This is a genomic window from Sphingomonas sp. MMS12-HWE2-04, from assembly GCF_044881185.1.
GTDB lineage: Bacteria > Pseudomonadota > Alphaproteobacteria > Sphingomonadales > Sphingomonadaceae > Sphingomonas.
This window is the reverse complement of record NZ_CP173254.1, coordinates 2461657-2474440: the sequence shown is the minus strand read 5'-3', so window position 1 is coordinate 2474440 and position 12784 is coordinate 2461657. Positions and strand designations below refer to the sequence as shown.

At 69.0% G+C, this 12784-nt stretch carries 12 protein-coding genes; 11 read left to right on the top strand and 1 reads right to left on the bottom strand.

Features of this window, described 5'->3' with window-relative positions; genetic code table 11:
- Window positions 1-4: 4 nt before the first annotated feature.
- The 10 genes from murC (at window position 5) to AB2M62_RS11170 (ending at window position 10776) form a co-directional block, all read left to right on the top strand.
- Entirely contained in the window at window positions 5-1423 is a 1419-nt protein-coding gene (gene murC, locus AB2M62_RS11215; RefSeq protein ID WP_404333771.1) for a UDP-N-acetylmuramate--L-alanine ligase, read from the top strand.
- Window positions 1420-1614, top strand: coding sequence for a hypothetical protein (locus tag AB2M62_RS11210; RefSeq protein ID WP_404333769.1), 195 nt, complete (start codon window positions 1420-1422; stop codon window positions 1612-1614). The genes murC and AB2M62_RS11210 overlap by 4 nt, the downstream gene beginning before the upstream one ends.
- Complete coding sequence (gene murB, locus AB2M62_RS11205) at window positions 1587-2546, top strand: UDP-N-acetylmuramate dehydrogenase (protein ID WP_404333767.1); 960 nt, start codon at window positions 1587-1589, stop codon at window positions 2544-2546. Before AB2M62_RS11210 ends, murB begins: the two co-directional genes overlap by 28 nt.
- 151 nt (window positions 2547-2697) lie before the next feature.
- The gene (locus tag AB2M62_RS11200) at window positions 2698-3639 is read left to right on the top strand and encodes a D-alanine--D-alanine ligase (protein ID WP_404333765.1); all 942 of its coding nucleotides are present in this window, start codon (window positions 2698-2700) and stop codon (window positions 3637-3639) included.
- A complete protein-coding gene (locus AB2M62_RS11195) occupies window positions 3636-4541 on the top strand; it encodes a cell division protein FtsQ/DivIB (protein ID WP_404333763.1) in 906 nt (301 codons plus the stop codon). The genes AB2M62_RS11200 and AB2M62_RS11195 overlap by 4 nt, the downstream gene beginning before the upstream one ends.
- Window positions 4542-4545: 4 nt before the next feature.
- A complete protein-coding gene (gene ftsA, locus AB2M62_RS11190) occupies window positions 4546-5805 on the top strand; it encodes a cell division protein FtsA (protein WP_404333761.1) in 1260 nt (419 codons plus the stop codon).
- Window positions 5806-5915: 110 nt separating this feature from the next.
- Window positions 5916-7391, top strand: coding sequence for a cell division protein FtsZ (ftsZ, locus tag AB2M62_RS11185; RefSeq protein WP_404333759.1), 1476 nt, complete (start codon window positions 5916-5918; stop codon window positions 7389-7391).
- A 93-nt stretch (window positions 7392-7484) separates the two neighbouring features.
- Window positions 7485-8888: an SPOR domain-containing protein gene (locus AB2M62_RS11180; protein ID WP_404333757.1), complete on the top strand. Its 1404-nt coding sequence runs from the start codon at window positions 7485-7487 to the stop codon at window positions 8886-8888.
- Between the two features lie 65 nt (window positions 8889-8953).
- Entirely contained in the window at window positions 8954-9517 is a 564-nt protein-coding gene (locus AB2M62_RS11175; protein WP_404333755.1) for an SPOR domain-containing protein, read from the top strand.
- Between the two features lie 92 nt (window positions 9518-9609).
- Window positions 9610-10776 carry a deoxyguanosinetriphosphate triphosphohydrolase gene (locus AB2M62_RS11170; RefSeq protein ID WP_404333753.1) on the top strand — a complete coding sequence of 389 codons (1167 nt, stop codon included), beginning with the start codon at window positions 9610-9612 and terminating at the stop codon, window positions 10774-10776.
- A 40-nt stretch (window positions 10777-10816) separates the two neighbouring features.
- Here the strand turns inward: AB2M62_RS11170 and AB2M62_RS11165 are convergent, their stop codons facing one another.
- Window positions 10817-11092 (bottom strand): hypothetical protein, encoded by a 276-nt coding sequence (locus AB2M62_RS11165; RefSeq protein ID WP_404333752.1) that lies wholly within the window; start codon window positions 11090-11092, stop codon window positions 10817-10819.
- Between the two features lie 201 nt (window positions 11093-11293).
- On the opposite strand from AB2M62_RS11165, the gene AB2M62_RS11160 reads away from it, so the two are divergent.
- Entirely contained in the window at window positions 11294-12781 is a 1488-nt protein-coding gene (locus AB2M62_RS11160) for a DUF1800 family protein (RefSeq protein ID WP_404333751.1), read from the top strand.
- The last annotated feature ends 3 nt before the right edge of the window (window positions 12782-12784 follow it).

Genomic DNA, 12784 nt, shown 5'->3' with positions numbered 1-12784 from the left:
GCGCATGAAGGGTGTCGCAACCGACATCGGCACGATCCACTTCGTCGGCATCGGCGGCATCGGCATGTCGGGCATCGCCGAAGTGATGCACAATCTCGGCTACAAGGTGCAGGGTTCCGACGTCGCCGAGGGCTATGTCGTCCAGGGGCTGCGCAGTCGCGGCATCCCGGTGACGATCGGCCATAAGGCGGACAATCTCGGCGATGCCGCGGTGGTGGTCGTCTCCACGGCGATCGTGCGGACCAATCCCGAGGTCGAGGCCGCCTATGAGCGCCGCGTGCCGGTGGTGCGCCGTGCGGAGATGCTCGCCGAGCTGATGCGGCTGAAGTCGACCGTCGCGGTGGCTGGCACACACGGCAAGACTACGACCACGTCGATGGTCGCCGCGCTGCTCGATGCCGGCGGAGTCGATCCCACCGTGATCAATGGCGGCATCATCAATCAGTACGGCTCCAATGCGCGCCTTGGCGACAGCGAGTGGATGGTGGTCGAGGCCGACGAGAGCGACGGCAGCTTCCTGCGCCTCGACGGCACGATCGCGGTGGTCACCAACATCGATCCCGAGCATCTCGATCATTATGGCAGCTTCGATCGGGCGAAGGACGCCTATGTCGAGTTCGTCGAGAATGTGCCTTTCTACGGCGCGGCGCTGCTCTGCCTCGATCATCCGGAGGTGCAGGCGATCATCCCGCGGGTGCGCGATCGCCGCATCGTGACCTATGGCTTCGCCGCGAGCGCCGATGTGCGCGGCGTCAACGTTACGCCCTTCTCGGGCGGCAATCGCTTCGAGGCGATCATCCGCAACCGCGACGGCACCACGCGCTCGATCGAGGGCATCGAGCTGCCGATGCCCGGCCGGCACAATGTCCAGAACGCGCTCGCCGCGATCGGCGTGGCGCTCGAACTCGGCATCCCCGATGCGACGATCCAGCAGGGCTTCGCCAAGTTCGGCGGGGTCAAGCGGCGCTTCACCAAGGTCGGCGAAACCGGCGGCGCGACGATTATCGACGATTACGGCCACCATCCGGTGGAGATCCGCGCGGTGCTCGCCGCGGCGCGCGAAAGCGCGCAGGGCAGGGTGATCGCCGTGATGCAGCCGCACCGGTTCTCGCGGCTCGGTAATCTGATGGACGATTTCGCCCAGGCCTTCAACGATGCCGACATGGTGTTGGTCAGCCCGGTCTATGCCGCAGGCGAATTGCCGCTCGACGGCGTCCATTCCGAGGCCTTGGTCGAGAATATCAAGCGCCGCGGGCATCGCTCGGCAGCAACGGTGCACGATGCCGATGCGCTGGCGGAGTCGCTGGCGCAGGTCGCGATGCCGGGCGACATGATCGTCTGCCTGGGGGCGGGCGACATCACCAAATGGGCGGCGGGGCTCGCGACGGCGATCGACGAGGTCCGGCAGGGAGCAGCGGCATGAGCGACTGGTTCAGCACCGCGATCGAAATGCAGCGTGAGATCCTGCGCGCGCAAAAGGCCCAGATCGACGCTGCCCAGAAGATGCTCGACGCCGGCAAGCAGATGACTGCGCTGCAGGAGGCCGGGCACAAGGCCGCCGAGGCAAACCTCGCGGCGTGGAAGCAATGGTCGCGCCTGTGGGGCTGGAAGTGACGGCAGTCACTGAACTTCCCAGGGTCCGCGGCAAGATCACCGCAAGCGCGCCGCTGGCGCCGCTCGTCTGGTTCAAGAGCGGCGGCGCAGCGGAATGGCTGTTCGAGCCGGCCGATGCCGAGGATCTCGCCGCATTCCTGCGCGATCTCGATCCCCCGGTGCCGGTGATGGGGCTCGGTCTGGGCTCCAACATGATCGTCCGCGACGGGGGCGTGCCCGGCGTGGTGGTGCGGCTCGGCAAGGCCTTTGCCGCGGTCGAGCAGCGCCACGCGACGACGCTGCGCTGCGGCGGCGGTGCCTCGGGCATCCTCGTCTCGTCCAAGGCGCGCGATGCGGGAATCGCCGGCGTCGAGTTCCTGCGTTCGATTCCCGGCACGGTGGGCGGCTTCGTGCGGATGAACGGCGGCGCCTATGGCCGCGAGGTCAAGGACGTGCTGGTCGAATGCGAAGTCGTGCTGCGTTCGGGCGAGCAGCGCACGCTGGCGCTCGCCGATCTCGGATACACCTATCGCCACAGCGCGTTGCCCGACGGCGCGATCGTCCTCAGCGCCACCTTCCGCGGCCAGGCCGGTGATCCCGCCGCGATCCAGGCCGAGATGGACCGCATCGCCGCCGCGCGCGAGGAATCGCAGCCGCTGCGCTCGAAGACCGGCGGCTCAACCTTCAAGAACCCGGAAGGCCACAAGGCCTGGGCGCTGATCGACGCTGCGGGCTGCCGCGGCTTGCGGCGCGGCGACGCGCAGGTCAGCGAAAAACACTGCAATTTCCTGCTCAATCTGGGCAATGCGTCTTCGGCCGAGATCGAGGCGCTGGGCGAGGACGTTCGCGCCAAGGTGAAGGCACTATCCGGCGTCGCGCTGGAATGGGAAATCCAGCGCGTCGGCCTGCCGGCCGACGGCGCGAGTGAAAACTGTATTGGGGTCGATAAGTGATGCGCGTTTCTTCGATCCTCCCCGGAACGGGGAGGGGGACCAGCCGCAGGCTGGTGGAGGGGGCTCTCCTCCTGGTGAATCCTTCGCGGCGCTCCCCCTCCACCACGCCGCTGCGCGTCGCGGTCCCCCTCCCCGTGCCGGGGAGGATCTAATGGCCGAGTCCCTTCACATCGCCGTCCTGATGGGCGGCTGGTCCGCCGAGCGCGAAGTCTCGCTGATGTCGGGGAACGGCATTGCCGACGCGCTCGAGAGCCTGGGCCACCGGGTCAGCCGCGTCGACATGGACCGCGTCGTCGCGGTGACGCTTGCCGGATTGAAGCCCGATCTGGTGTTCAACGCGCTCCACGGCACCCCCGGCGAGGACGGCACGGTACAGGGCATGCTCGATCTGATGGGCATCCCCTATACCCATTCAGGCCTGGTCACCTCGGTGATCGCGATCGACAAGCAACTGACCAAGCAGGCGCTGGTGCCCCACGGCTTGCCCATGCCCGGCGGCCGAATGGTGCGCAGCGAAGACCTGTACGCCGGCGATCCGCTGCCTCGGCCTTATGTCCTCAAGCCGGTCAACGAGGGCTCGTCGGTCGGCGTGGCGATCGTCACGGCTGAGGGCAATTACGGCAATCCGATCGGCCGCGACGTGCGCGGCCCCTGGCAGGAATTCGACGAACTGCTCGCCGAGCCCTTCATCCGCGGGCGCGAGCTGACCACTGCGGTGCTGGGCGATCAGGCGCTCGGCGTCACCGAATTGAAGCCCAAGAACGGCTTCTACGATTACGACGCCAAATATACCGATGGGCTGACCGAGCACGTCTTCCCCGCCGACATCCCCGATGACGTCGCGGACGCGTGCAAGCGGATCGCGCTGGAGGCGCATCGGCTGCTCGGCTGCAAGGGCGCCTCGCGCGCCGATTTCCGCTGGGACGACGAGCAGGGCCCCGACGGGCTGTTCCTGCTCGAGGTCAACACCCAGCCCGGCATGACGCCCCTCAGTCTAGTTCCGGAGCAGGCAAGGCACCTCGGCATCGGCTATGAAGCGCTGGTGCAGAAGATCGTCGACGAAGCGCTTGCCGATGCGGGGACGCGCGCATGAGCCGACGGCCCGTCCAGCGGACCGCAACGCGGCGCGGGGCGACCCCGAACAAGAAGAAAGCGCCGGCGCGCCGGCCCAAGCGGCCCGGCCTGTTCGAACAGGCCGTGGCGGCGCTGCCGCTCAGCGAGCACACGCTCCAGCGGATCGCGACCTGGGGCATTGTCGGCGCGGTCGGCGCTGTCGCGCTCGGCGTGGCGAGCTGGGCCGGCCTCCCGGCGATGGCGGGCGTCGCCGTCGCGGATGTCGTGGGCGAGGCCGGGCTCCGCGTCGACGAGATCCAGATCGATGGCATCAAGCGGATGGATCGGATGACGGTCTACCAACAGGTGCTCGATCAGAATACCCGCGCGATGCCGCTGGTCGATCTCGGCCAGCTGCGCGAGCGGCTGCTCAAATTCCCCTGGGTCAAGGATGCGCGCGTGTCGCGGCGCCTGCCCAACACGCTGCGCATCTTCATCGTCGAGCGCGAGCCGGCGGCGATCTGGCAGAACCATGGCCAGTTGATGCTGGTCGATACTACCGGGGTTCCGCTCGAGCCGGTCTCGCGCGAGGCGATGCCCGATCTGCCGCTGCTGATCGGCGATGGCGCCAATGGCCAGGAAGAGGCCCGCAAGGTGCTGATGCAGGCCGCGCCGGCGCTCCAGCCGCTCGTGCGCGCGGCGACCTGGGTGGGCAATCGCCGCTGGGATCTGACCTTCAATACCGGCGAACGGCTGCAGCTTCCCGAGGGCGAGGAAGACGCGGCAAAGGCGCTGCGCAAGTTCGCCGAGCTGGACGGCGAGCAACGTCTTCTGGGCAAAGGCAATATTCGCTTCGATATGCGCGCGCCCGGTAATATGGTGGTGCAACGGCGGGTGGCAGCGCAGCCTCGGGCTGCGTCGGCCGTGGAATCAGGGGAATAAGGCAATGGCGAAGACGGCACCGGAAGGTCTGATCACCGCACTCGACGTCGGATCATCGAAAGTATCGGCACTCATCGCCCAACGCGGCGACGACGGCACGCTGGTCGTGCTCGGCACCGGCCAGCGCGAGAGCCGCGGCGTCAAGCGCGGCTATGTCGCCGATATGCACGCAACCGAGCAGGCGATCCGCGAAGCGGTCGAGCAGGCCGAGCGCATCGCCGGCACCAATATCGAGAATGTCTGGGTCAGCTTCTCGGCGGGCGGGCTGATATCCGACATCGTCAAGCTCGAGGCCGATCTGGGCGGCCACCGGGTCGAGCAGTCGGATATCGACGAGCTGCTCAAGGCCGGCCGCGACGCGATCGATCCGCAGGGCAAGATGATCCTCCACGCCCAGCCGACGCGCTACACGGTCGACGGGCTCGCCGGGGTCAAGCGCCCGCTCGGGCTCCACGCCGATCGCCTCGGGGTCGACATCCACGTCGTCGCGACCGACGGCTCGCCGGTGCGCAACCTCGATCATTGCGTCCGCTCGGCGCATCTCGAAGTCCGCTCGATCATCGCCGCACCGGTGGCGACGGGGCTCGCCTGCCTCACCGAGGAAGAGCGCGAGCTGGGCGTCGCGCTGGTCGAGATCGGGGCAGGGGTCACCAATGTCTCGGTGTTCGCCGGCGGCGTGCTTGCCGGGCTCGCCTCGATCCCGATGGGCTCGGCCGATGTCACCGACGATATCGCCACTGCGTTCGGCACCGCGCGCCATTGGGCGGAGCGGACCAAATGCTTCCATGGCTCGGCGAACCTCTCGCCGCGCGACAATCACGAGATGATCGATGTCACCCCGGCGCTGCCCGATGACGGCGCCGAGGGTGCGCGCATCACCAAGGCGCAGCTCAACGCGATCATCCGCCAGCGGCTCGAGCGGCTGATGGGCGAGATCCAGAAGGAGCTGCGCAAGCTCGGCTTCCAGGATCCGGTCGGCCGCCAGATCGTCCTAACCGGCGGCGGTGCCGAGCTGAAGGGCATCGCCGACTATGCGCAGCAGGCGCTGGGCAGCGCGGTGCGCGTCGGCCGGCCCAAGGGGCTGACCGCGCTTCCCGAGGCGCATGCCGGCCCGGCCTTTGCGACGCTTGCTGGCCTGGCGCGCTTCGCCGCGACCGATCCGATCGACCTGCGCAGCCTGGAGACGACGCATACGATGGTCACCAAGGCGAGCCCGGGAGCGCTGATGCAGCGAATCTTTGCGGCGTTTCGGGCGAATTATTAAACAATTGCGACGGGCGCACGGGATTTCACTAGAGTCCCCGGTAACCTTAGTGCAGAAACAGGGTTCATGGCGACGCTCCCGCGCAGGGGTGCCGCTAAGGAGATCACAGGATGAGCATTGAATTTCTTCCCGCCGACGTGGACGAGCTGACGCCGAAGATCACGGTGATCGGCGTCGGCGGCGCGGGTGGCAACGCGATCGCGAACATGATCCGTGCCGAAGTGCAGGGGGTCGAGTTCCTCGTCGCCAACACCGACGCGCAGGCGCTCAAGCAATCGGCTGCGGCGCAGCGGATCCAGCTCGGCGCGAAGATCACGCAGGGTCTCGGCGCAGGCTCGCGGCCCGAGATCGGCCGCGCGGCCGCCGAAGAGACGATCGCGGACGTCCAGAAGAGCCTCGAAGGCGCGCATATGTGCTTCATCGCGGCGGGCATGGGCGGCGGCACCGGAACGGGTGCGGCGCCGGTGATCGCCAAGGCGGCGCGCGACATGGGCATCCTTACCGTCGGCGTGGTGACCAAGCCCTTCGCCTTCGAGGGCCGCCGCCGCGCGCAATCGGCCGAAGCGGGCATCGAAGAGCTGCAGAAATATGTCGACACGCTCATCGTCATCCCGAACCAGAACCTGTTCCTGATCGCCAACGCCAACACGACGTTCAAGCAGGCGTTTGAAATGGCCGACGAAGTGCTCCAGCAGGGCGTTCGCGGCATCACCGATCTGATGGTCATGCCGGGCCTCATCAACCTCGATTTCGCCGACGTCCGCTCGGTGATGCAGGAGATGGGTAAGGCGATGATGGGCACCGGCGAGGCCGACGGCGACGACCGTGCGCTGATCGCGGCGCAGAAGGCGATCGCCAATCCGCTGCTCGACGGCGTGTCGATGAACGGCGCCAAGGGCGTGATCGTCTCGATCACCGGCGGCGAGGACATGCGCCTGCTCGAAGTCGACGAAGCTGCGAACCATATCCGCGAGCTGGTCGATCCCGATGCCAACATCATCTGGGGCTCGGCGTTCAATCCCGAGCTCGAAGGCAAGATCCGCGTCTCGGTCGTCGCGACCGGCATCGATGCCGATGCCCAGGCACGCCCGGCTCCGGCCGCCGCCGAGCAGCCCCGCGTCTTCTCGTTCGCGACGCCGCGCCGCAGCGCCGTCGCGGCCGACGCAGCGCCGGCCGCCGCGCCCGAGCCCGAAGCGCCCCAGCCGAGCTATCAGGAGGCTCCGGCCGCCGAAGCTCCCGCGGTGCCCGAGGCGTATGAGCCCGCAGTCGCGCCCGAGCCCGAAGCGCCTGCGGATGCGGACGAGCTGGTGCTCGACTCCGACGCCGCGGTTCCGCCCGAGCCAGCGCCCGCGCCGTTGCCCGAGCCCGATCCCGAACCCCAGTTCACCAGCCGTCGTCGCTGGCTGACCGGCGGGGCCGACGAAGAACCGGCTGCGGCGCCCGAAGCGAAGCCCGCGCGGCGCACCGGCGGCACGCTGTTCGAGCGCATGGCATCGGCGTCGCGCGGCGCTGCCAAGGCGGCCGATGACGAGGACAAGGATCCGCTCGACATCCCGCGCTTCCTGCGCAGCCAGAACAACCAGTAAATTGACGTTCGTCGCCGGCCAAGCTCGCTCTGGCGAGCCGCCGGCGGCGCGTCATTGGCGGTTCACCCGATACCGCGTCTAAGCATAGCCATCATGCGAGCGATTCCCTTGTTGCGGCCGATTGCGCTGGCCATGGTCCTGGCGGCTCCGCCGGCCTTTGCGCAGGATGGGCAGGCCGGCGCCCAAACCACCCACACCGAAGTGGTGGCGATCCCCAATCCCGATGCCGATGCGTTGTCGCAGGAAATGCGCGTGCTCGCGGCCGATCCGCGCAACGTCGCCGCGCTGCTCCAGGCCGGGGTGTTGAGCGCGCATCTGGGCGACACGTCCGCCGCGCTCGCCTTTTTCCAGCGCGCCGAAGCGATCGACCCGACCAACCCGCGCATCCTGGCCGGGCGTGGCGCAGCGCTGGTCCGGCTCGAACGGCCGGGCGAAGCGCTCACGCTGTTTCAGGGGGCCGAGGCGCGCGGCGTGCCGGCGCGCGAATATGCCGCCGATCGCGGCTTCGCTTACGACCTGCTCGGCCAGCCCGGGCTGGCCCAGCAGGATTACCGCGTCGCACTGCTGCAGGATCGCAACGACGAAACGGTGCGCCGCTTCGCGCTGTCGCTCGGGATCGGCGGCAAGGTTGACGAGGCCAATGCCGCGCTCGATCCGCTGCTCCGCCGCAGCGATCGCGCCGCGTGGCGCGCGCGCGCCTTCATCCTCGCGATGAACAACGATATTCCCGGCGCCGAGAAGATCGCGGCGAGCATGCTCGGCAATCTCGGGCCCTCGCTGGCGCCGTTCTTCCGCCGGCTGGGCGGGCTCGCCCCGGCCGACCGCGCCTTTGCGGTCCATTTCGGCGAGCTTTCGCCCACCCAGGCGCGGCTTGCCGATGCGCGGCTCGCGCCCGTGCTGCCGCGCTATGTTCCCGAAGCGCGGCCGGTCCAGCTCGCCCAGGCGCAGCCTGCCGCCGCAGCAGCGCGGGGCAATGATCGCCGCGCGCGGCGTGGCCGCGATCGCGTCGCGCCGCTGGCCCGCACGGCGCAGCCCGCCGCGCAACCGGTGCAGACTGCCGCCGTCACCCCGCCCGCCGCCGCACCGGTGCGCAGCGCACCCGCGGCGCCGATCGTCCAACCGCTGCCCGCGGGCACGCCTGCGGGCACGACCGTCCAGTCCGCGCCGGCACAGGCAGTGGTTCAGCCCACGCCCGCGCAACCGGCGCCAGTGCAAGTCGCCAGCCGTGAAGCGCCAGCGCGCGAGCGCGTTCCTGCCGCCGCGACCGTGCCCGCCAGGCCCGCACCGACTCCGCTGCCGGCCGTCCAGCCTGCATCGAGTCCGGCGCTCGCCACGGCGCAGCCTGCCAGGACGGTGACGACCGCCGGGGGGAAGCGCCGCTGCCGCCCGAGGGAAGCGCGATCCGCCGCCTTGGCGACACCAGCGTCGCCAGCACGCCGGCCCAACCCGCGGCGGCGCAGCCTGTCGCCGTCGCCGAGCCGGCGCAACCTGCCGTAACCGCGGCCGCGCCCGCACCGGCACCGGCACCGCCAGGCCCCGCCCAGGCCGGTCAGGAAGACAGCGTGCTCGCCTCGATCGTCGCCGGGATCACCATTCCGGCCGACGAGCTCGAAGCCGTCAACAATCCGGTGCCGGTCCCCGCGCCGGTGCGCGTCGCCGAGACGCCGAGGCCGGTAGCGCCGAAGCCCATCGCCAAGCCGCCGGTCAAGTCAGCGGTGACGGAGAAGCCCGAGGACAAGCCCGATCCCAAGAAGAAGGCCGAGCTGGCCAAGGCGGATCCAAAAGCAAAGAAGCCCGACCCGAAAAAGACTGACCCCAAGAAGCCGGATCCCAAGAAGGAAGCCGCCAAGGCCGATCCGGCGCGCATCTGGGTGCAGGTCGCCGGCGGCGCCAACCAAGCCTCGCTGCCCAAGGCGTGGAAGGCCGTCGTTGCCAAGGCGCCCGCGGCGTTCAAGGGCAAGTCGGGCTGGTCGACTCCGCTGCGCGCCACCAACCGCGTGCTCGCCGGCCCGTTCAAGACCGCGGCGGAGGCGCAGACGTTCGTCAACGGGCTGACCAAGGCGGGCCTGTCGGGCTTCGTCTTCACCAGCGATGCCGGTCAGAAAGTCACCAAACTGCCGAATTGAGCTTGAGACGGCTGAGAGGGGATGCGAGCCGGTACAAGGGGCACGCCCTCGCACCCTTCGACAAGCCTCGCCCGACCCGCTAGGGCCGCGCCATGCGAGCAATCTCCCCTTGGGCGAGCACACCGGAGCAGAGCCGCGGGCGGCTCCACCAGGAATCCGGCGGTACCGCGCGCGGGCCGCGCGACGTCTTCCAGCGCGATCGCGACCGGATCATCCATTCGATCAGCTTCCGCCGCCTGCGCCACAAGACGCAGGTGTTCATGGCCCCCGATGGCGATCATTTCCGCGTCCGGCTGACTCACAGCCTCGAAGTCGCGCAGATCGGCCGCGCGATCGCCCGCGTGCTCGGGCTCAACGAGGATCTCACCGAGGCGCTGTGCCTCGCGCACGATATCGGCCATCCCCCCTTCGGCCATGCCGGCGAGGATGCGCTGGAGGCCGCGCTCGAAGGCCGCGGCGGATTCGATCATAACGGCCACACGCTGCGCACGCTGACTGCGCTCGAGCGGCCCTATCCGGCGTGGAACGGCCTCAACCTCACTTGGGACACGCTGGAAGGCCTGGCCAAGCATAATGGCCCGATCGCGCACCCCGAATGGGCGCTTGCCGCCGCCGACGAAGAATTCCCCCTGGAGCTCGGCACCTGGCCGTCACTCGAGGCGCAGGTGGCCGCGATTGCCGACGATATCGCCTATGACAATCACGACATCGACGACGGGCTGCGCGCCGGGCTGTTGAGCCTAGATCAGCTGATGGAAGTGCCGATGATCGCGCAGGGCTGGCGCCAGGTCGAGGCGCGCTTTCCCGGCGTGCCGCACAAGCGGCTGACCGGCGAATTGGTCCGTTCGCAGATCGGCGCGATGGTCAACGATCTGATCGCCGCCACGCAGGCGCGGCTCGCCAAGCAGGAGATCCGCTCGATCGCCGACGTGCGCGGCGCAAGCGATGCGCTCGCAGCGTTTTCGGACGAGATGCGCGACGCCGAACGCGGGCTCAAGCGCTTCATGTACGCCAATCTCTATCACCATCCCCAACAGATGGCGGCGGCGCAGGCAGCACATGGCGTAGTGGCGGGGCTGTTCGCGGCCTATGCCGGCGACCCCGGGCTGATGCCGGAGGAATGGCGCACGGCGCTGCCGCAGGAGGAGCCGGGGCGGAGCCGGCACATTGCCGACTTCATCGCCGGGATGACTGATCGCTATGCGATCGCGCGCTATCGCGAAGTCGTCGGCGAGGTCGATTTGCCCGAGGGCTTTTGAAGCATCCCCGCGGCCGGAACCGCGGGGACGTTCGGATTGGTTAGCGCTGGGCGACCTGGAGCGCCGAAGCATCCTTGGGTGCACGGAACGACACGCGCGCATTGGCGGCATAGCCCGAGACCCAGCCGTTCTTGACGGTCAGGCGGAACTTCTCGCCGGTCGGCGCGGCGGTGCCTTCGAGAACCTTGACGTCGCCCTGCTGGGTGACGGTGTAGTTATAGGTCACGCCTTCGTGGGTGAAGGTGCGCTCGGTGGCGAGAGCCGGGGCGGCGAAGGTCAGCGTTGCAGCGGCTGCTGCGAGGAAAAGGCGAGTCACGATCTTTCTCCTTCGAGACTGAAAAGAGCCAGATCGGCATCCAAACGATTATGTTCTGTGCGGCGAGAAATGCTGCAGCGCAACAAAACGAGCAATCGCAAAGCGCGGCGGGCTTGATTGCATTTTTTGCAATCGGCCATTGCTGGCATAGTTTTGCGACAAGTGGCGTGCACAAGCGTTGGCATCCGCGGAGTAATGCTCATGGCCGACGCCAGTATCGCACTCAACCGCTTCGGACTTGGTGGACGTCCGGGCGACGATCCCGGGACCAATCCCAAGGCCTGGCTGCGCGCGCAGTTCAATCGCTATGCGCCGGCGCCGCAGCCGATCGCGGCGCTCCCCGGCAGCGCCCAGATCGCCACCGAGCTGGGTGACTATCTCGAGCAGGTCCGGCTCGCCCGGCGCGAAGCGGGGGCCATGGCGCCTGTCGCGCCTTCGCCCGCCGCGCCGATGCCAGGGGCCGATACGATGATGGCGGAAGCGCCCGCAGCGACCGCGGTCCCTGCACGCCAGCGCAGCGAAGAGGCGATGGAGATCCGCCGGATGGCGACCCGCCAGGGCCGCGATCATTATGTCGCCGCGATCGGCGCCCGCGCACAGGCCGCGGTCGACAGCGATGCCCCGTTCGTCGAGCGGCTGGTCCATTTCTGGGCGAACCATTTCGCCGTCTCGGCCGACAATCTCGAGACCACCGGGCTTTCGGGCAGCCTCGAATTCGAGGCGATCCGCCCGCACGTGCTCGGCAAGTTCGGCGATATGCTCCACGCCGTCGAGCGCCACCCGGCGATGCTGCTCTATCTCAACCAGGCCGAATTGGTCGGGCCGAACAGCCCGGCGGGGCTGGTCGCGGCGCGGGCGCGGCGGCCCCGGAAGATCGGGCTCAACGAAAATCTCGCGCGCGAAATCCTCGAGCTCCACACGCTCGGCGTGCGCACGGGCTACAGCCAGGCCGACGTCACCGAATTCGCCCGGGCAATGACCGGGCGTACCGTCGCCGGGCTCGGCCGCGCGCGCGGCGAGAGCGAGACGGGCAGGGCGGTGTTCCTACCGCGGCTCCACGAACCCGGCGCCCGCACGATCCTCGGCCAGAGCTGGGCGCAGCCGGGCGAGGCGCAGTCCGAGGCGGTGCTCGACATGCTTGCCCTGCATCCCGCCACCGCGCGTCACCTCGCCACCAAGCTCGCGCGCCATTTCGCCGGCGATGATCCGCCCGCGGCGCTGATCGGCCGGCTCGAGGCGGTGTACCAAAAGTCCGGCGGCGATCTGCCGAGCGTCTACCTGGCGCTGATCGACGCGCCTGAATGCTGGGTGGCGGGGCCGGTCAAGTTCAAGTCGCCCTGGGAATGGTCGGTCGCCGCCTGGCGCGCGCTCGGCAATCAGCAGCTTACCCCGAATGGCGTCAGCGGACTGCTCGGCCAGCTCGGTCAGCCGGTGTGGAAACCGGGGTCGCCGGCGGGCTGGGACGATGTCGCCGGCGCCTGGGCCGGCCCCGACGCCGTGATGCGCCGCGTCGAGGCGGCCGAGCGCATGGCGCAGCGCACCCGTGACACCGTGGACGCGCGCCGGCGTGCCGCCGAACTCTTCCCCGGCGCGCTCAGCCCTTCGACGGTGCAGGCGATTGCGCGCTCCGAAAGCCCGGCGCAAGGCGTCGCGCTGATGCTCGTCGCCCCCGAATTCTTGCGGAGATAAGCC